Consider the following 19,556-nt stretch of genomic DNA (forward strand, 5'->3'; position numbering starts at 1 on the left):
CCACTCACACGCCGGCCCCTGATCCATTGACGCGCCCCGCCGGGAATCCTACGGTCTCCCATAGGAATCCATCAGCGCTGGGAGCACGCGATGAGCGGTACGGGCAACGAGCAGGCGCGGAAGACCGCCGAGGGGCTCGCCTACTCGGCCGGTTTCGGCAACGAGCACAGCAGCGAGGCCGTCCCGGGGGCGCTGCCGGAAGGGCGCAATTCCCCGCAGCGGGCCCCGCTCGGGCTGTACGCGGAGCAGCTGAGCGGCACGGCCTTCACCGAGCCCCGGCACAGCAACCGCCGGTCGTGGCTCTACCGCATCCGGCCCTCGGCCGCGCACCCGCAGTTCACCCGCACCGGCAACGGTCACCTGGCGAGCGCGCCGTTCACCGACGCCGTGCCCGACCCCAACCGGCTGCGCTGGAACCCGCTGCCCGAGCCGGCCGCGGGCACGGACTTCCTCGCCGGCCTGTGGACGCTCGGCGGCAACGGCGACGTCACGCAGCGCACCGGCATGGCCGTCCACCTCTACGCCGCGAACGCCTCCATGACGGACCGGGTGTTCAGCGACGCCGACGGCGAGCTGCTGATCGTGCCCGAGCGCGGCGGGCTGCTGCTGCGGACGGAGTTCGGGCTGCTGCGCGCCGAGCCCGGGCACGTGGCGCTCATCCCGCGCGGGGTGCGCTTCCGCGTCGAGCTCCTGGACGCCACCGCCCGCGGCTACGTCTGCGAGAACTACGGGCAGCCCTTCGTCCTCCCCGAGCTGGGGCCGATCGGCGCGAACGGGCTGGCGAACGCGCGGGACTTCCTCGCGCCGGTCGCAGCGTACGAAGACTCCGACAACACAGCGGGCCCCGTCGAGGTCGTCAACAAGTTCTGCGGGAACCTCTGGACCGCGACGTACGACCACTCGCCGCTGGACGTGGTCGCCTGGCACGGCAACCTCGTCCCGTACGTCTACGACCTGCGCCGCTTCAACGTCCTCGGCTCGATCAGCTACGACCACCCGGACCCGTCGATCTTCACGGTGCTCACGTCGCCGTCGGACACCCCGGGCCTGGCGGGCGTCGACTTCGTCGTCTTCGCGCCGCGCTGGCTCGTGGGCGAGGACACCTTCCGGCCGCCGTACTTCCACCGGAACGTGATGAGCGAGTACATGGGCCTGATCGAGGGCGCGTACGACGCGAAGACCGCCGGCGAGGGCGGCTTCGTGCCGGGCGGCGGGTCGCTGCACAACATGATGTCGGCGCACGGGCCGGACCGGGACACCTTCGAGCGGGCCAGCGCGGCCGAGCTGAAGCCGCAGAAGGTGGACGACGGGCTGGCCTTCATGTTCGAGACGCGCTGGCCGGTGACGCTCACCGCGCGGGCGGCCGCCGCCGACCACCTGCAGACGGGCTACGACGGCGTGTGGCAGGGTCTGCAGCGCCACTTCCGTCGCTGACGCCCACGGAGCTCCCCGTGACCACCTTCGCCCCCGACTCCCTCGCGCTCAACCGCAAGCTGCCGCTCTGGTACCAGGTGTCGCAGTCGCTGCGGGCCTCGATACTCGGGCGCTGCCCGGACGACCCGCTGCGCCTGCCCACCGAGGACGCCCTCGCCGAGCACTACGGCGTGAGCGTCCTGACCATGCGGCAGGCGCTGAAGGAGCTGGAGGAGGAGGGGCTGATCAGCCGTCACCGGCGGCGCGGCACCTTCATCGAGCCGAGCGCCCGGCGCGGCTCCCCCGTGCGGCTGCTCGGCTCGGTGGACGCGATCGTGGCGCAGCAGTCCGGCGAGCGGACGACCGTACTGGGCCACGGCCCGGCCCCCGTTCCGGCGGAGCTGGCCGAGCACTTCCCCGGACTGGCGGAGGCGGTGGCCTTCCGGCGGCTGCGCTGTGACGGGGAGTCGGGCGAGCCGACGAACTGGGCGGAGAACCTGGTCCGCCCGGAGGTCGCCGCGCGCATCGACCTGGCGGACCTGGCCCGCTGGCCGATGACGAAGGTGCTGCGGGACGCCGTGGGCGTCCGGATCAGCCGGATCACGGACACGGTCGAGGCCCGGCTCGCCGACCCGGAGACGGCGCGGCTGCTGCAAGTGCCGCTGCTGAGCCCGATCCTGCACTACACGGGGGTGACGTACGACGCGTCGGGCCGGGCGGTGGACGTGGCCCGGATCCGCTACCGGGGCGACCGGTTCTCCTTCACCGTCACGCTGGAGACGGAGACGGGCGCGGACCCGGAGCCTCGGACGGGCCCGGAGCCGGGGGCGGACTGACGCGCGGGGCGGCTCGCGGCGCTCGAAGGGGGCGCGAGCCGCCGGGCGTACCTACCCTCCCCGGCCTGGCCGGAGAGGGGCCGGACGTGCGACGGCGCCGTGCGGCCGCGCCCTGGGGAGAGGGTGGAGGGCCGACGGCGTCGACGGTGGGGCGCTTGCGCTCGGGGGCCGGGGTTCAGCCGTGGTTGCCGAACAGGGAGCGGCGCAACCGTCTCAGCGGCGCGAGGAGGGAGACCTTGGCGGTCCGGCTCTGCTTGGCGCGCGCATGATCACGTGTGGTCAGCTCGCGCATGAGCAGGGTCGCCCCCTCGACTTCGCGCTGGGGCACGGCAGGCCCGCCCAGCACCGCGAGATGGCGGTCGAGGCGCGCACTGGACGCACCGCTGTTGCAGTTGATGGCAGGCACCCGAGGCCTGCCACGCATTGCTATCTGATCCATTGAGACTCCCCACCCGAACGAGGCACCCGGCTCAGGCAGGGTAACCCTACCGCCCTCTTACGTCACCCGCGCATCGGCGGGGCGGATTCACCGCTCCGTCAAGGGCGTTGACAGGGCTGGCGTGAACCTGCCGTCACTGTCGGCGAGTTAGCGGGTCAAGGATATGCAGAAGAGGGGGCAATCACGCTCCGTTGCGGTAGATTCACCCCGAATCGCTCTCTTGCTGGAGGGGGCCCGTCGATGAGCGGGATGTCCGGGGGCGGTCCGGAGGGGGCAGCGGTGCCGCCGGGCCGGGTGGTGGCGGGCCGGTACCGGCTGCTGGAGCAGCTGGGCCGGGGCGGCATGGGAGTGGTCTGGCGCGCGCGGGACGAGGTGCTCGACCGCGACGTGGCCGTCAAGGAGGTGCGGGCCCCGGCGGGCCTGCTCGACCACGAGGTCCGGCAGCTGTACGTACGGCTGGAACGCGAGGCCAGGGCCGCTGCGCGCATCGCGCACCCCCATGTCGTGACCGTCTTCGACGTGGCTTCCGACGAGGGCCGGCCCTGGATCGTGATGGAGCTGGTGCGCGGTCTCTCGCTGGCCGACGCCCTGGAGACCGAGGGTCCGCTGCCCCCGGCGCACGCGGCGCGCATCGGCGCCGGGGTGCTCTCCGCGCTCCGGGGAGCGCACGCGGCGGGCGTGCTGCACCGCGACGTGAAACCGGGCAACGTCCTCCTCGCCAACGACGGGCGTGTCGTGCTCACCGACTTCGGCATCGCGACGGTCGAGGGGAGCTCGGCGCTGACCCGGACCGGGGAGCTGGTGGGCTCGCCCGAGTTCCTCGCCCCCGAGCGGGCGCTCGGGAATCCGCCGGGCCCCGCCTCCGACCTCTGGTCCCTGGGCGTGACGCTGTACGCGGCGGTGGAGGGCGTCTCCCCCTTCCGCCAGGACACCCCCCTCTCCACCATGCGGGCCGTGGTGGACCAGCAGCTCCCGGCGCCGGTGCGGGCGGGGGCGCTCGCACCCGTCCTGGAAGGGCTGCTGCGCAAGGACCCCGCCCTGCGGCTCGGCGCCGAGGAGGCGGAGGACATGCTGCGGGTGGTGGCCCGGGGCGGCACCGTCCCCGGCGCGGGCACGCCGCTCGCCTCCGAGGCGCCGACGGTTCCCTCGCACGCCCCGCCGCCCGCCCCGGCCGGCGGCCCGGCGGGGTCCGCCGGGGAGCGCGGCGGCGGGCCCGGCGCCGGCTTCGGCCCGCCGGACGGGAGCCCTCCCGCCGCCGGGCCGGGCGGCGATGACGCGCGGCGGCGGCGCCCCGCCGTGGTCTTCGCGGCGGCCGCCGTCGTGCTGGTGCTGCTGGCCGCGGGGCTGGTGTGGGCCTTGACCCGGGGCGGCGGCGACGGTGGCGCCACCGGCAGCGGGGACTCCGCCGCCCCGGACAAGAACGCGGGAGCGGGGCAGGCGGGCAGTTCCTCGGGCAAGCCCCCGGACGCCGGCGGTTCCGCCGGCGGCTCGTCGTCCGGCGTGCGGGCCTCCGTCGAGGCGGAGCGCGGCGCGTACACGGGCCCCTGCCCGCCGCAGCCCGCGAGCTCGGGCCCCTCGTTCCGGGTGACGTTCACCGTCGACCGCTCCCCCGTCCGTCTCGTGTACCACTGGGTCACCGGCAGTGGGCAGGTGGGCGCCGACCAGTCCGTCGACGTCACGAACGGCAGGACCGTCACGCTGCGGCACGTCGAGGTCCCCCGCGACTCGGGAAAGGACTGGATCGGCGTCGAGGTCAAGGACCCGCAGAAGGTCACCTCCAATCATGTGTCGTTCACGGTCACCTGCCGGGACTCCTCGTCCGGCAGGCCGTCGGACAAGCCGTCGGCACCGGAATCGGCATCGCCGTCCCGGCCGTCGGGCCCGTCGCCCTCCGCTCCGACGGGCCCGACGTACGGCTACGGCTATGACTACGGGTCAGGCCGCTGAGTCAGCCGGCTGAGCCGGACAGTCGAGTCAGGCGGCTGAGGAGAAGACCGGGAGGTAGCCTCCGGCCTGGCCCGCCGCGTTCGGGTGGTAGGAGCTGTCGACCGGGAAGGTCACGCTGTTGAGCCAGGGGCTGCCCGAGCAGAGCTCGTGGCCGGCGAAGCCGGAGGCGGCGTCCCCGTAGGAGAAGCCGTGGTCGGCGGCCCGTTTGGCGATCACGGAATTGATCAGGTCCGCGGCGGCGTTGACGGCCGACCTCTTGGTCTCGCTGAGGCCGGTACAGCTGGTGCCGAGTTTATAGAAACGCGGATATCCGAGGACGACGACGTGGGCGGCGGGGGCTCTGCCTCTGATGGCGGTATAGACCTTGTCGAGTTCCCCGGGAAGCGTGTTCTGGACATACGTACGGGCCTGATTGATCCGGTCCAGGCACGCGCTGTCACTGCTGAGCACGCAGGTCGTCATGGTGTCGGCGAAACCGGCGTCATTCCCTCCGATACTGAGGGAGACGAGGCCGGTCGTGCTGTTCAGAGGGCCGAGCTGCTTGCTCAGAACATCACCCGTTCGGGCGCCGGAGCAGGCGGTGAAGGCGAAGCTCGAAGGGGCGTGCGCGGCCGCCCAGAGCGCGGGATAGGACTTGGAGCTGCGCTTGCAGTCCCCGCTGTTCGTGTAGTAGCTGCCGGCTCCCAGACCGGACGAGTAGGAGTCACCGAGCGCTACATAGCCGGGAGTTGCGGCCTGCGGCGCGGCTTGGGCGACGCCGGCTCCGGTGAGGGCCAGCGCGGTGGCGAGGGCGAACGCGGAGAGGGAACCCGCGAGGCGGGACAGCTTCATGGAACCTCCTTTACCAGGGTTTCTGCCGTACCCGTGGTAGCAGCAGTCCGTGATTCATGGAAGTGTCCATGACAAAGGTGTGAGCCAATGAACGCTCAATCACCTACAGCAGGGGACAATCTGACGGGTCAACATATTCGTGCAGTATTCACCTGACCGAAACCCTCCGGTTCTGTTCCGATGCGGTAACCGGAGGCTGTTTGCACGGCCTTCACATCTTGACGTCGCTCCGCCGATTGCGCGACATTGAAGCCTCGGCATCCGGCGCTTCGGGGGGCAAAGTCGCCAATGCAGAGCTTCACAGATCCCACCGGTCTCACCGGCCCGTCCGGCACACCCGGCACATCCATTCCTTCCAGCCCGTCCGGCCCGCCCGGAAGCACCGGCTCTTCCGGCCCGCCCGGCCCGGCCACCGCCGTCGAGCACACCGAGCACACCGGATCCGCGGTCGCACCCGACCGGCCGGTGGCCGCGGGCGGAGCACCGGCCGGGGATTCCCTCCCCGTGGTGGCGGGGGCCGCCACGGCGATCGCGGGGGTCGGCGCCGTGCTGGCCCTCGCCGACATCGGCTCACCCCTGCGTGCGCCGTTCACGCTCTTCTTCCTGCTCGTCGCGCCGGCCTGTGCCGTCGGGGCGGCGCTGCGCGGCCTCGATCCGCTCAGCAGGTCCGTGGTGGCGGCCGGCGGGGCCGTCGCCGTCGACATGCTGGTCGCACAGGCCATGCTCGCGCTCCACACCTGGACGGTGCGGGGTGGCGTCGCCGCGGTCGCGGCCGTCAGCCTCCTCCTGTTCCTGCTGGCACACGTGCGGCGCCACCGGGGCCGTACGGCGAAAAGTCGGGCTTCCTGACGTGAACATCAGCGTGTACCGGCCCGGCGAGCTCACCGCGGCCGACCGGGCGGCCTGGTCCGCCCTGCAAGCCAAGGCGGTGGAGGACGGCTCTCCGCAACTTGCGAATCCTTTCCTCGCACCCGAGTTCGCCCTCGCGGTCGGCCGGTGCCGGGCCGGGGCACGGATCGCGGTGGTGCGCGAGGACGGCGAGCCGGCCGGCTTCTTCCCGTACCAGCGCTCCGCCCTCGGGGTGGGCCGGGCGATCGGCCTCGGCGTCTCCGACGCCCAGGGGCTCATCCACCGGCCCGGCTTCCAGTGGGACGCCCGCGAGCTGCTGCACGCCTGCGGGCTGTCGGTGTGGGAGTTCGACCACCTCGTGGAGGGGCAGAAGCCGTTCGAGGCCGGCGCCTCCGGGTCCTACCGGTCGCCCGTGGTGGACGTCGAGCAGGGCTTCGAGCCGTATCTGGCGGTCCTGCGCAAGCAGTCGCCGAAGTTCACCCGCACCACGCTCGCCAAGGAGCGCCGGCTCGGCCGCGACATCGGCGAGGTGCGCTACGTGCACGACGAGCGCGACCCGGAGGCGCTGCGGACCCTGATCGCCTGGAAGTCCGCGCAGTACCGAAGAACGGGGCGCAGCGACCGGTTCGCGCGCCCCTGGATAGCGCGCCTGGTCGAGCAGCTCTTCCACACCAGGACGGAGTCCTTCGCGGGCCTGCTGTCGGTGCTGTACGCCGGGGGGCGGCCGGTCGCGGCGCACTTCGGGCTGCGTTCGCGGCAGGTGCTCTCCTGCTGGTTCCCGTCGTACGACCCGGCCTTCGCCAAGTACTCGCCGGGCCTGGTGCTGCATCTGCGGATGGCGGAGGGGGCGGCCGCCGCGGGGATGGCCTATCTCGACCTCGGGCGGGGCGAGAAGGACTACAAGAACTCGCTCAAGACGCGTGAACTGTGCGTGTCCGAAGGATGGGTGACGCGCCGTCACCCGGTGGCGCTGGGGCACCGCGCCCGGCGCGCGCCGGTGCGGGCGCTGCGCAACACGGTGCTGTCCCGGCCCGAACTCTTCGAGCCCGCCGACCGGTTGCTCAAACGCGTGGGCAGGTTGCGCCAGGGGGACTGAGGGGCGCACTGCGCCCGGCGTGCGCCGTCAGCAGCGCAAAGCGTCAACAGGACACACGAGTTGGGCGCAAAAAACACCCAAAGGAGGAGTCACCGCACCAGCTCTTGCCATACAGTCTCAACCATCAATACCGTCGTACATCCACCCGCATCGGCCCATCATGCAAAGCGGCTCAAGGGGAGGGCAAGCGTCGCGATGGTGCCCGGGGCGGGGCGCGGTGGGGGGTGCCGCGTCCGGCTGATCAGAGTCGCCGTGTCGCGTATACCGCGCGGCCAGCAACCGTTGCCAGCTCACCCTGCCCATGCGGTGCTGAGTGCCGTCAGGGCGGGGTGAGTACCCCCTTTTCGAACCGGATACGCCACCGGACCGCTCGGGGCGGGCGGTCCACCGGACGAGAGGGACATCCGAGTCATGAGTTCTTTCCTGCGCCCGGCGGCTGATCAGGAGGGCCTGGTCGCCGCCCATTACCGCCCGGTGACGACGCACTTCGCCATAGCGCCACCGGTGAGCGTCGTCATCCCCGCCATGAACGAGGCGGAGAACCTCCCGTACGTGTTCAAGACCCTGCCGGAGTGGATCCACGAGGTCGTCCTGGTCGACGGCAACTCCACGGACGACACCATCGAGGTCGCCCGGGAGCTGTGGCCGGACGTCAAGGTGGTCCAGCAGCTCGGCAAGGGCAAGGGCGACGCCCTGATCACGGGCTTCGCCGCCTGCACGGGCGACATCATCGTGATGGTCGACGCGGACGGCTCCGCCGACGGCAGCGAGATCGTGAGCTATGTGTCCGCCCTCGTCGGCGGCGCGGACTTCGCCAAGGGCTCCCGGTTCGCCAACGGCGGCGGCACGGACGACATGACCCCGATCCGCAAGCTCGGCAACCGCGTGCTGTGCTCGATCGTCAACCACAAGTTCGGCGCCCGCTACACCGACCTGTGCTACGGCTACAACGCCTTCTGGAAGCACTGCCTGGACGACATCGCCCTCGACTGCGCCGGCTTCGAGGTCGAGACCCTGATGAACATCAGAGTCGTCAAGGCGGGGCTGCGCGTCCAGGAGATTCCCAGCCACGAGTTCGTCCGCATCCACGGCGCCAGCAATCTGCGGGCCGTGCGGGACGGGCTGCGCGTGCTGAAAGTGATTTTGCAGGAGCGCGGCACCCGGCGCCGCCGCCCGCAGCGGCCGGCCATCGCACCCGCCGCCAACCGTGGGGAAGTGTCTTGACCTCCACCGACTCCCCCAGCGGTGCCCCGGCCGGCGCGGCGGACGGCGCCGGCCCGGCCACCGGGCCTTCGGTCTCGGTGGTCATCTGCGTCTACACCGAGGACCGCTGGGACGACATCGTCGCCTCGGTGGCCTCCGTCCGCGAGCAGTCCCGGCCGGCGCTGGAGATCCTGGTGGTCGTGGACCACAATCCGGCCCTGCTGCGACGGCTCGCCAAGCGGTACGGGGACGACGGCTGCGCCGGGGACGGGGTGCGGGTGCTCGCCAATGCGGGCCCCCGCGGCCTGTCCGCGGGCCGCAACACCGGCATCGCGGCCTCGTCCGGCGAGGTCATCGCCTTCCTCGACGACGACGCCGTTGCCGAGCGGGACTGGCTGCGCCACTTCGCCGAGGCCTACGCCGACCCCCGGGTGATGGCCGTGGGCGGCCGCACCCGGCCGGTGTGGGCGTCCCGGCGGCGGCCCGCCTGGTTCCCCGAGGAGCTCGACTGGGCCGTCGGCTGCACGTACCGGGGCCTGCCGCCCGGCAGGGTGCGGGTGCGCAACGTCCTCGGGGGCAACGCCTCCTTCCGCCGGTCGGCCTTCGAGCTGGCCGGCGGGTTCGCCAGCGGCATCGGCCGCGACGGCGACCGGCTGCCGCTGGGCTGCGAAGAGACGGAGCTGTGCATCCGGCTGACCCGGGCCGTGCCCGGGGCGGTCCTGCTGATCGACGACCGGTCGGTCATCCACCACCGGGTGCCCGCGGCCCGCGAGCGCTTCGGCTATCTGTGGACCCGCTCGTACGCCGAGGGCCTGTCCAAGGCCCTGGTGACGCGGAGCGTGGGGGCGCAGAAGGGGCTGGCGTCCGAGCGCCGGTACACCACGCGGGTGCTGCCCGCCGGGGTCGCCCGGGGGCTGCGCGACGCCCTGCTGGGCAGGCCCGGCGGTGCGGGGCGGGCCGGGGCGATCGTGGCCGGGCTGACGGCCGCGACCTGCGGCTATGCGGTGGGCACGCTCCGGGCGCGGCGCAGCGGCGGTCGCTATGCGGTGGCGGCGGCCGGGGAGCCGGCCGGACTCAGACCGGCGAAGGAGGCGGGCGCATGAGCGCGAGCCGGGTCCCGATACTGATGTATCACGCGGTGGCGCACACCCCCGCGCGCGCCACCTACGGCCTGTCGGTCTCGCCGCACGCGTTCGCGCGGCAGATGCGGCTCCTGGCCGACCGCGGGTTCCACCCGCTGACGGCCGAGGAGCTCGCGAAGGCGTGGCGGGCCGGCTCCGGGCTGCCCCGGAAGCCGGTGCTGATCACCTTCGACGACGGCTACGAGGGCGTGCACCGGCACGCCCTGCCCACGCTGGTGGAGCACCGTTTCAGCGCCACGCTGTTCGCCTCCACGGGCTGGCTCCGCGGTGCGCACGAGACCGGGGGCGCGCTCGACCTGATGCTGAGCTGGGGTCAGGTGCGCGAGCTCGCGGCGTCGGGGGTGGAGATCGGCGGGCACAGCCACACCCACCCGCAGCTCGATCAGCTCCCGGACGACCAACTGTGGTTCGAGGTGCTGCGGTGCCGCGAGGTGCTGGCCACGGAGCTGGGGCGGGCGCCGGTCTCGTTCGCGTATCCGTACGGCTATTCCAGCCGCAGGGTGCGGCGCATCGTGCGTGCGGCGGGCTTCGGCATCTCCCTGGCCGTGGGCAACAGCCTGGCCTCCCGCCCCCAGGGGCCGTACGCCCTGGAGCGGGTCACGGTGCGGCGCTCGACGGGGATGGCCGAGTTCGAGCGGCTCGTGGAGGGCCGGGGGGTGGGGCGGATCTTCGCCCGGGACCGGACGCTCACCAAGGGCTACGCCCTCTACCGCAGAACCCGACAGGTCGTCAGGAAGGCAAGCGAAACCCGTGTCTGACACGTCCACCCGAACCGAGGAGCGGGAGACGGAGGGGCCGGCCGGCCGCAAGCTGCGGCTGCCGGGGCGGGGCGGCGGAAGCCCGCTGTTCCGCAACGCCTTCGCGCTGATGCTCAACACGGGCATCAGCGCCGTCCTCGGTCTCGGGTACTGGCTGATCGCCGCCCGGTACTACACGGAGGGGGCGGTCGGCCAGGGCTCGGCGGCCATCGCCGCGATGAAGCTCATCGCCGGGCTCACCGCGGTGACCCTGACCGGGGGGCTGGCGCGGTTCATCCCGGTCGCCGGGCGGACGACGGGCAAGCTCGTCTTCCGCACCTACGCGGGCAGTTCGGTGCTCGTCGCGCTCGCGGCGAGCGTCTTCCTGCTCACCCTGGGCTCGTGGGGGCCGTCGTACAGCTTCCTGCACGGCACCCTCAACGGCCTGGGCTTCATCGCCGCCGTCGTCGCCTGGTCGGTGCTCACCCTCCAGGACGGGGTGCTCACCGGCCTGCGCCGGGCGCTGTGGGTGCCCGTGGGCAACACGGTCTTCTCGGCGGTGAAGCTGGCCCTGCTGGTGGGGCTGGCGGCGACGCTGCCCACCTCCGGCGTGTTCGTGTCGTGGGTGGTCTCGATCGCCGTGTCGGTGCTGCCGCTGGGCTGGCTGGTGTTCCGCAAGCTCGTGCCCCGGCACGTCGCGGCGACGGAGGCGACGGCGCGGCCCGCCCCGTACCGCGAGATGGGCCGCTTCCTCGCCGGGGACTACACGGGCTCGCTGTTCTCGCTGGCCGTGGTCTACCTCGTGCCGGTGATCATCGCCTCGCAGGTCAGCTCCGAGGACAACGCGTACTTCTACATCACCACCACCATCGGCGGCACGGTCAACCTCCTCGCGATCAACATGGGCGCGTCGCTGACGGTGGAGGGCTCGCACGACCCGGCGCGGCTCGCGGAGAACTGCCGGGCGGCGCTGCGCCGGATGGCCACGATCATGGTGCCGGTCTGTCTGCTGCTGTTCTTCCTCGCCCCGTACATCCTGCGCGTCTTCGGCCCCGGCTACGCCGCGGCGGCCACGCCGCTGCTGCGCTGGTTCGCCGTGGGGGCGGCGCTGCGCGTGGTGATGGAGGTCTATTTCGCGGTGCTGCGGGCCCAGAGCCGCACGGCCGGGCTGGCCTATCTCCAGGGGCTGCTGTGCGTGCTGGTGCTGGGGCTGACGCTGCTGCTCCTGCCGCGCATGGGGCTCACGGGCGCGGGAGTGGCCGAGATCAGCAGCCTGGCGGTCATCGTGTCCATCTCGGCGGTCAAGCTCCGGCGGATCCTGCGCAGCGCCCGGCCCGCGCCCGCCGCCTTCGCCCCCGATGTGGCCCCGGACGGCGATCTGGCCGACCTGGCGGTCCGCGGCGACCGGCGGGACGCCCCGCGCACCGAGCCGCACGGCGTCCGGCGCGGGATGCGGCACGGCCTCACCCGTGGATTAGGGGGTGAGGGCGAGGAGGCGCCCGGGGACAGAGACACCGGCGGCTACGGCACCCGCTGGGCCCTGCGCGCCGCGCTCGACGCCGACACGATGCCGCTGGGCGTGCGGCTGGACTTCGACCACTTGGAGAGGCGCCCTGATCTCCGGCACACCCCGGAGGCAGTCGTCGTGTCCCACTCGGTCTCCCCGGCCGCGCCCGGCCCGTCCGTGACGCCGCCCGCGCGGGAGAAGGCCGCCCCCCAGGAGAAGGCGATCCGCCAAGAGACTGCCCACGAGACCGCCCGCGAGAAGGCCGCCGCTCCCCCGGGCCCGGCGCCGTGGTGGCGCCGCCCGGAGGCGGCGGTCTGGCTGCTGCTGGCGGCGGCCCTCGCGCTGTACTGGGCGCCGCTGGCGGGCGTCGGCGAGGCGACGCTGGACCGGATGGGCGGGCTCGGCCTGATCTCCGTGCTGCCCGTGGCCACGCTGGCCGGGGCGGCCCTGCTGATCGCCGCGTTCGCGGCGGCCCTGTGCCTGGACGGCCAGCGGCGCCGGCTGCTCACGGCCGTCCTGGTGCTGACGGTGGTGTGCCTGCACGCCCTGCCGGCGGTGCTGGAGGCGCAGCCGCGCTTCGCGACGGCCTGGCAGCACCTGGGCTTCCTGGACTTCATCGACCGTACGGGCGTGGCGGCACCGGATCTGGACGCCCGCTGGAGCTGGCCCGGGTTCTTCGCCCTGATGGCGTTCGCGGCGAAGGTGGCCGGCGTGAGCGACCTGACGGAGGTGCTGCGCTGGTGGCCGACGGCCATCCAGCTGCTGTGCCTGGCGCCGCTCGCGCTGCTGCTGCGCGCCGTGCGCGCGGGGTGGCGGGCGAAGTGGACGGCGGCCTGGCTGTTCGTGCTGTGCGGCTGGGTCGGTCAGGACTACTTCTCCCCGCAGGCGCTCAACTACTTCTTCTACCTGCTGTTCGCCGCGGTGCTGCTGGTGTGGTTCCGCTGGCCGCGGCAGCTGCGCGGCACGCTGCTCCCGGGCGAGACCGAGCCGCTGCCGGCCGGCCGGCGGGCGCAGGGCGCGCTGCTGGCGGTGGTGGTCGCGCTGTTCGCGGCGTCGGTGGTCAGCCATCAGCTGACGCCGTTCGTGATGCTGGGCGTACTGACCGCCCTGGTCGTCACCCGCCGCTCGACGCTGCGCGGCCTGCCGCTGCTGTGCGGCGTGATGCTGGTGGTGTGGGTGGGCTTCCTGGCGGAGCCGTACTGGTCGGGCCACTTCGACGAGCTCTTCGGCGGTCTGGGGTCCCTGGGCGGCAACGTCTCCTCGTCGGTCTCGGGCCGGATCGAGGGCGGCAGCCCGGCCCACAAGCTGGTGCTCTACACCCGGGTGGTGCTCGCGGGCGGGGTGCTGGCCTTCGCCGCGGTCGGCTGGTGGCGCCGGCGCCGCGCCGGGATCGGCGACGTGGCGCTGCTGGTGCTGACCGCCGTGCCGTTCCTGGCCTTCGGGATGCAGTCGTACGGCGGCGAGGTGGCCCTTCGGGTGTTCCTGTTCGCGCTGCCGGGCGCGTGCGTCCTGTCGGCGCTCGCGCTGTTCCCGCGCGCCGCGGAGGGCCCCGGCCGCCCGCTCGTCGGCCCGCTGGCGGCGCTGCTGGCGGGCCTGGTCCTGGTCTTCGGCTTCCTGGTGGCCCGCTGGGGCAACGAGCCGTTCGAGCGGGTGCGGCCCGGCGAGGTCGCCGCGATGGACTTCGTGTACGCGCACGACAAGCCGACCGTACGGCTGCTGTGGATGAGCAGCGACCCGTCGAAGAACGTCACCCCGGCCATGCCGTGGGGCGCCAAGGACATGGAGCGGGTGCAGTACGACGCGACGCTCGCCCCGCGCGACCCGGCGCGCGTGGATGATCTGGTCACCGCGCTCCGGAAGGCGGGCCCGAACGCGTATCTGATCGTCAACCGCGGCCAGTCGGTGTACCTCCAGCTCGACGCGGGCTACGCGGACGGCTGGGACGGCCGGGTGCAGCGGGCGCTCGACGGGCGGCCGGAGCTGCACCGGGCGTTCTGGAACGAGGACGCCGTGGTGTACGAGCTGAAGCGGAAGCCCGCCGGGGAGGCGCCGCAGCCCAGGCCGGGGCCGGCGGGCCCGCGGGTGACGTGGACGCCGGTGTCGGTGGTCGGCGCGCTCGCGGCGGCGGCGCTGCTGGTGCTGCTGACGGCGCGGGAGCTGACGCGGGTGATGGCCCGGCCGGGGGTGCGGCAGCTGCGCTGGCTGCAAGGCTCGTACTGGTTCGCGCTGCCGCTGCTGCTGGTCCTGCTGGCGTCGCTGGTGTACCGCTTCGCGACGATGTCGTAGCCGAGGCCGGTCGTAGCCGCGGGGCCGGTTGAAGGCTGCTTCAGCCGGTCCAGCGGATCTCGTTGGGCGCCAGGTCCACCGGCTTGCCGTCGACCTCGACGGTCAGCCGGCGGTCCTGCATGTTGACGACGAGGACGGTGCTGCCCGCGGCGAGCGCGCTGACGGCGTCGCGGTTGTCCCCCGTGACGTCCGGGGTGCGCAGCTCCGCGCCGGGCGGGAAGTCCTTGCCGAAGCGGGTCAGCAGGTCCAGCATGGGCAGGCCGCCCCCGCCGCCCTTCAGTTCGGTGCTGCGCCACAGGCAGCCGGGGCAGTCGGTGCCGGTCTCCTCGGGGTTCCAGTAGAAGGCCGCGGAGGCGCCCGCTCTGGCGAGCTGCATCATGGCCGTGGCGTGCACGGCGAGCCGGTGCTGCTCGGTCCACATCTTGCGGTCGTCGTTGGCGTCGGCGGGCTCCACGTACCACTCGGACCACCAGACGGGCAGGCCGGTGGACTTGCGCAGCCAGGTGGTCACGTCGGCGAACTTGGCGGTCCCGGCGAACTCGTCGGGGAAGAGCTTGCTGCCCTCGCGGGTGTAGCTGGCGCCGTCGACCACGAGGAAGTCGGCGCCCTTCTTGTGGCTGTTCCAGTACGTGAGGGCGTCGACGGCCCGCTGGTCGACCGAGCCCCAGGGGCCGCGCACGGACGAGGCGTTGGAGGAGGATCCGGGCGGATTGCTGTCCATGCTGATGTACGGGCCGCCGACGGCGTTGGCGCGGTTCTGCTTCTTCAGCTCCGCGTAGACGAGGTTGTACAGCTCCGTGTAGCCCTCGTAGTTCCAGCGGCCCTTGCGCTCGTCGTAGAAGCCTTTGAACTCGTTCCAGACGATGAAGTGGCGGATGTCCGGATAGCGCTTGGCGATGACGCCGGCGAGCTCGGCGAAGTCCCGGTAGTGGGCGGGGTCGGGCGCCTTCTCCAGCGACTTCTGCGACCAGTCGGTGCGCTCGCCGCCGCCCTTCATCCAGTCGGGCGCGCAGCACAGGGTGAGCACGGGCGTCGCGTTCGTCTTGCGCATGAAGGCGACGCGCCGGTCGAGGTCGCCGAAGTTGTACGTGCCGGGCTTGGGCTCGGGGTTGTCGACGCCCCAGCCCATGATGTGCTGGTTCTGCGGCATGGGGGTGGCGGAGAGGAGCCCTGCCGTGGTGCGGCGGGCGGCGTCGTCGCCGCGGTCGGCGCTGTACTGGGTGTGGGTGAAGCCCCAGCCGAGCTCCACGGCCGCCGACCTGCCGCCGTCGGACCCGTCGGAGAGGTCGTCGTCGCTCTGCCGGCTCGTCGCCCACAGGACGAGCAGCAGAGCCAGTGCGAGCGCACCCGCCGCGGCCGCCACGGCGAACCGCCACCGGCCTGCCCGCCGAAACGTCCGAACTGCGCCACGTCGTCCCATCACGGGCAAGCGTATCCGCGGCCGAATCCCCGTGGGCGCGTTCCGGACGAACGTGGGCGGCCGCCGTGGTTCCGCTCGCGGGCCCGTGGTGAAGAGCCCCGGGTTCCGGCCGGGAATCGGCGAAAACCTGTGTGCGCAAGGGGCGCCGGTGCCGGATCATGGGCGGCATGTGTGCCGACCGCCGACCCAGCGCCAGGAGGCAGGCCCTGCCCACCGACCCGGACTTCACTCCGACCGAGAAATCGCTGCCCATCCGGCTGAACGTGGACGACAGCGACTCGCCGTCCGACGTCATCGACGCCCTCTTCCTGGGCCGGTTCGCCACCGGCGAGCAGCCGTACGCGCACAGCCACTCCGTGGACCGCGTCAAGTCCGGGGCCACCCTGATCCCGCCGTCGGGCCGCGTGGTGCGCTCCGCGCGGGACGACGACCGCAGCGCGAGCCTCGTCGAGGGCGACGGCTGGACGCTGCTGGTCTCCCGCTGGAACCGGGGGGCGGACGTCTCCGTGACCGCCACCACCGACGAGCTGGCCAAGAAGGTGCTCGGCCAGGCCGTCGAGGGCGCGGAGGACGAGCCGGAGCCGCAGCCGGAGCACGTGACCATGGGCTTCTGGTACGTCTCGCCGCGGCGCGGCCCGCACCGGACGACGCGGCAGATCTCCGCCGGCACGTGGGAGGAGGTCCGGCCCAACTACACGGCGCGGGTCGCGGACGCGATGGACCGCCTGATGAAGATCACCCCGGATGACATCGCGGGGCGGCTGCTGCTCCTGCACGGCCCGCCCGGCACGGGGAAGACCTCCGCCCTGCGCACGCTCGCGCGCTCGTGGCGGGACTGGTGCCAGGTGGACTGCGTGCTGGACCCCGAGCGGCTGTTCAACGACGTCGGCTATCTGATGGACATCGCCATTGGCGAGGACGACGGCAGCTCCAAGGGCCGCTGGCGGCTGCTGCTCCTGGAGGACTGCGACGAGCTGATCCGCGGCGAGGCCAAGCACACGGCGGGACAGGCCCTGTCCCGGCTGCTGAACCTCACGGACGGGCTGCTCGGGCAGGGCCGCAACGTCCTGGTCGGCGTCACCACGAACGAGGACCTGGAGCGGCTGCACCCGGCCGTCGTGCGGCCGGGCCGCTGCCTGGCCCGGATCGAGGTCGGGCCGCTGAGCCGCGGGGAGGCGGTGGGCTGGCTGGGCTCGGAGGAGGGCGTCGGCCGCGAGGGCGCGACGCTCGCGGAGCTCTTCGCTCTGCGGCGGGGATCCGGTCCGGCGTCGGTGCCGCCGTCGCGGGACGGCGGGGCGGATGCGGGGTTGTACCTCTGATTCCGGGGCTCCGCCCCGGACCCCGGTCCTCAAACGCCGGACGGGCTGAAAGATTTTCAGCCCGTCCGGCGTTTGAGGACTACTCGTACACGGCCCGCAGTGCTTCTTCCGCCGCTGCCCGGGCCGCCTCGCGGTCCAGGCCCAGGCGGTGCGCCCGCGCAGCGAACTCCGCGGCGGCCGCCGCGGCTTCCCGGGCCGCCGTGTCGCCCGGGGCGGCGACGAAGGAGCCGTGGCGGCCCCGGGTTTCGATGACGCCGTCGGCTTCCAGGGCCCGGTAGGCCTTGGCGACGGTGTTCGCGGCGAGGCCGAGCTCTTCGGCGAAGCCGCGGACGGTGGGGAGCTTGTAGCCGACGGGGAGGTCGCCGGAGCGGGCTCGCTCGGCGATCCGGGCGCGGATCTGCTCGTACGGCGCTTCTGCCGCGTCCGGGTCGACGGTGATCTTCAGGGCCACGCGCCGGACTCTACCGCTTCTCCGGCTTCTAAAGCTCCAGCGCGGTGTCGTGCATGCGCAGCCACGTGTCCAGGTTGAGGACGAGTTCGGTGGCGGAGCGGAAGCCCTCGCCCGCGTCGTCGGTGAGGCAGCCGGCGGCGGCCTCGGTGTCGAGCAGGGGCCGTACGGGCGCGTCCTCGTCGGCGAGGACGCGGGCGAGCTCGGTGCGCAGCGCGGCGGCGTAGCGGGGGTCCTGGATGCTGGGGTAGGGGCTCTTGACGCGGTCGGCGACCTTCGCGGGGAGGACGTCGCGGGTGGCGGCGCGCAGCAGGGACTTCTCGCGGCCGTCGAAGGTCTTCATGGCCCAGGGGGTGTTGAAGACGTATTCGACGAGGCGGTGGTCGCAGAAGGGGACGCGGACTTCCAGGCCGACGGCCATGCTGGCGCGGTCCTTGCGGTCGAGGAGGAGCTGGACGAAGCGGGTGAGGTGCAGGTGGCTGATCTCGCGCATGCGGCGTTCGAGGCCGGTCTCGCCGGGCAGGCGGGGCACTTCGGCGAGGGCTTCGTGGTAGCGGGCGTCCTGGTAGCCGGCGAGGTCGAGCTTGGCGAGGAGGCCGCGGTCGAGGAGGGCGGAGCGTCCTCCGCTGTGCTCGCCGGCGAACCGGTCGGCGGCTCCGGCGGCGGCCCAGGGGAAGGTGTCGGCGTGGACGTGCGCGGGGTCGTGGAACCAGCGGTAGCCGCCGAAGACCTCGTCGGCGGACTCGCCGGAGAGCGCGACGGTGGACTGTTCGCGGATGGCCTTGAAGAGCAGGTAGAGGGAGACGTCGCCGTCGCCGAAGCCGCTGATGGGCATGTCGCGGGCGGTGAGGACGGCGTCGCGGTTGGCCTTGGCCATCAGGTCGGCGGCGTCGAGGACGATGTCGGAGTGGTGGGAGGAGACGTGGGCGGCGAGGGCGTGGGCGTAGGGGCCGTCGGGGGTGGGCCGCAGCGGGTCGGGGCGGAAGTTCTCGGTGTGGCCGGTGAAGTCGACGGAGAAGGAGCGGACCGGTCCCGCGCCGGCGGCGGCGAGGCCCCGGGCGGCGAGGGCGGTGATGGCGGAGGAGTCGAGGCCGCCGGAGAGCAGGGTGCACAGGGGGACGTCGGCGATGAGCTGGCGGCCGACGATGTCGTCGAGCAGGTCGCGGACGTGGCGGACGGTGGTATCGAGGTCGTCGGTGTGCTCGCGGGCTTCGAGGGCCCAGTAGCGGCGGAGGGTCAGGCCTCCGCGGCGTATGCGGGCGGTGTGGCCGGGGGGCAGTTCGTACATGCCCTTGTAGGCGGCGTGGCCGGGGGTCTTGGTGAAGGCGACGAGCTCGGCGAGGCCTTCGGCGTCGACGGCGGGGCGCACGGCCGGGTGGGCGAGGATCGCCTTGGGCTCGGAGCCGAAGAGAACGCCGTCGGGAAGCGGGTAGTAGTACAGCGGCTTGATGCCCATGCGGTCGCGGACGAGCAGGAGTTCTTCCGTGCGCGGGTCCCACAGGGCGAACGCGTACATGCCGTTGAGGCGCTCGGTGAAGTCCTCGCCCCACTGGAGGTAGGCGTGCAGGACGACCTCGGTGTCGCTCTGCGTGCGGAAGACGTGGCCGTGGCTTTCGAGCTCGGCGCGCAGCTCGCGGTAGTTGTAGACCTCGCCGCTGTAGGTGGTGACGAGCAGGGTGCGGCCGCCGCGTTCGACGCGCATGGGCTGGGCGCCGCCCTCGATGTCGATGACGGCGAGGCGCCGGTGGCCGAGGGCGGCGTGGGGGCCGAACCAGGTGCCGCCGGCGTCGGGTCCGCGGCAGGCCATGGTCTTCGTCATCGCGTCGAGCGTGCCGCGCGCGGCGGTGGGGGCGGTGAAGTCGTCAGCGTAGGAGATCCATCCGGTGATCCCGCACATGGTCGCGGTCTCCCCTTTCGGTAGGCCGGTCCCGGATTGCTTCCGGGTGTGGCTGTCCCCCGTCGGGTGCGGTCCCCGCCTCGGGGGCGGCGGGGACCGCTCGGATCACCGTACGCCCATGTAGATGCATAGGCCATCCATGTGGTGGTAAAACGCCGGGAAAGCAGTCGGTTCCGGCCAACACCC

At 72.8% G+C, this 19,556-nt stretch carries 15 protein-coding genes; 10 read left to right on the forward strand and 5 right to left on the reverse strand.

Annotated features, from left to right (window positions below; translation table 11 throughout):
• Positions 1-90: 90 nt before the first annotated feature.
• Together hmgA and D7231_RS25345 are read left to right on the forward strand one after the other, a co-directional pair.
• Positions 91-1,434 (forward strand): homogentisate 1,2-dioxygenase, encoded by a 1,344-nt coding sequence (gene hmgA / locus D7231_RS25340; RefSeq protein WP_120757845.1) that lies wholly within the window; start codon positions 91-93, stop codon positions 1,432-1,434.
• 17 nt (positions 1,435-1,451) lie between these two features.
• Positions 1,452-2,249: a GntR family transcriptional regulator gene (locus D7231_RS25345; RefSeq protein ID WP_120757846.1), complete on the forward strand. Its 798-nt coding sequence runs from the start codon at positions 1,452-1,454 to the stop codon at positions 2,247-2,249.
• Between the two features lie 175 nt (positions 2,250-2,424).
• Here the strand turns inward: D7231_RS25345 and D7231_RS25350 are convergent, their stop codons facing one another.
• A complete protein-coding gene (locus D7231_RS25350; RefSeq protein WP_120757847.1) occupies positions 2,425-2,688 on the reverse strand; it encodes a hypothetical protein in 264 nt (87 codons plus the stop codon).
• A 240-nt stretch (positions 2,689-2,928) separates the two neighbouring features.
• Between D7231_RS25350 and D7231_RS25355 the strand changes: the two genes are divergently transcribed.
• Entirely contained in the window at positions 2,929-4,635 is a 1,707-nt protein-coding gene (locus D7231_RS25355; RefSeq protein WP_120757848.1) for a serine/threonine-protein kinase, read from the forward strand.
• A 27-nt stretch (positions 4,636-4,662) separates the two neighbouring features.
• On the opposite strand, the gene D7231_RS25360 is transcribed toward D7231_RS25355, so the two are convergent.
• Positions 4,663-5,466: an SGNH/GDSL hydrolase family protein gene (locus tag D7231_RS25360; RefSeq protein WP_120757849.1), complete on the reverse strand. Its 804-nt coding sequence runs from the start codon at positions 5,464-5,466 to the stop codon at positions 4,663-4,665.
• A gap of 288 nt (positions 5,467-5,754) precedes the next feature.
• Here D7231_RS25360 and D7231_RS25370 point away from each other — a divergent pair, with 288 nt between their 5' ends.
• The 6 genes from D7231_RS25370 (at position 5,755) to D7231_RS25395 (ending at position 14,286) form a co-directional block, all read left to right on the forward strand.
• Complete coding sequence (locus D7231_RS25370) at positions 5,755-6,315, forward strand: hypothetical protein (protein WP_338419885.1); 561 nt, start codon at positions 5,755-5,757, stop codon at positions 6,313-6,315.
• Between the two features lies 1 nt (position 6,316).
• Positions 6,317-7,411, forward strand: coding sequence for a GNAT family N-acetyltransferase (locus D7231_RS25375; protein WP_120757850.1), 1,095 nt, complete (start codon positions 6,317-6,319; stop codon positions 7,409-7,411).
• A gap of 411 nt (positions 7,412-7,822) precedes the next feature.
• Positions 7,823-8,635, forward strand: coding sequence for a glycosyltransferase family 2 protein (locus tag D7231_RS25380; RefSeq protein WP_106680652.1), 813 nt, complete (start codon positions 7,823-7,825; stop codon positions 8,633-8,635).
• Between the two features lie 77 nt (positions 8,636-8,712).
• A complete protein-coding gene (locus D7231_RS25385; protein ID WP_241999918.1) occupies positions 8,713-9,717 on the forward strand; it encodes a glycosyltransferase family 2 protein in 1,005 nt (334 codons plus the stop codon).
• The gene (locus D7231_RS25390; protein ID WP_120757852.1) at positions 9,714-10,514 is read left to right on the forward strand and encodes a polysaccharide deacetylase family protein; all 801 of its coding nucleotides are present in this window, start codon (positions 9,714-9,716) and stop codon (positions 10,512-10,514) included. Before D7231_RS25385 ends, D7231_RS25390 begins: the two co-directional genes overlap by 4 nt.
• Positions 10,507-14,286: a lipopolysaccharide biosynthesis protein gene (locus tag D7231_RS25395; protein WP_120757853.1), complete on the forward strand. Its 3,780-nt coding sequence runs from the start codon at positions 10,507-10,509 to the stop codon at positions 14,284-14,286. Before D7231_RS25390 ends, D7231_RS25395 begins: the two co-directional genes overlap by 8 nt.
• 40 nt (positions 14,287-14,326) lie before the next feature.
• On the opposite strand, the gene D7231_RS25400 is transcribed toward D7231_RS25395, so the two are convergent.
• Complete coding sequence (locus D7231_RS25400; RefSeq protein WP_120757854.1) at positions 14,327-15,706, reverse strand: xylan 1,4-beta-xylosidase; 1,380 nt, start codon at positions 15,704-15,706, stop codon at positions 14,327-14,329.
• A 158-nt stretch (positions 15,707-15,864) separates the two neighbouring features.
• On the opposite strand from D7231_RS25400, the gene D7231_RS25405 reads away from it, so the two are divergent.
• Positions 15,865-17,025 (forward strand): DUF5925 domain-containing protein, encoded by a 1,161-nt coding sequence (locus D7231_RS25405; protein WP_120757931.1) that lies wholly within the window; start codon positions 15,865-15,867, stop codon positions 17,023-17,025.
• Positions 17,026-17,104: 79 nt separating this feature from the next.
• Here D7231_RS25405 and D7231_RS25410 read toward each other — a convergent pair whose 3' ends face one another.
• Together D7231_RS25410 and asnB are read right to left on the reverse strand one after the other, a co-directional pair.
• Complete coding sequence (locus tag D7231_RS25410; protein WP_120757855.1) at positions 17,105-17,476, reverse strand: GntR family transcriptional regulator; 372 nt, start codon at positions 17,474-17,476, stop codon at positions 17,105-17,107.
• Positions 17,477-17,504: 28 nt separating this feature from the next.
• Positions 17,505-19,370 carry an asparagine synthase (glutamine-hydrolyzing) gene (asnB, locus tag D7231_RS25415; RefSeq protein WP_120757856.1) on the reverse strand — a complete coding sequence of 622 codons (1,866 nt, stop codon included), beginning with the start codon at positions 19,368-19,370 and terminating at the stop codon, positions 17,505-17,507.
• Between the last annotated feature and the right edge of the window lie 186 nt (positions 19,371-19,556).

Origin of the sequence: Streptomyces klenkii (assembly GCF_003626645.1) — a bacterium.
GTDB classification, from domain to species: domain Bacteria; phylum Actinomycetota; class Actinomycetes; order Streptomycetales; family Streptomycetaceae; genus Streptomyces; species Streptomyces klenkii.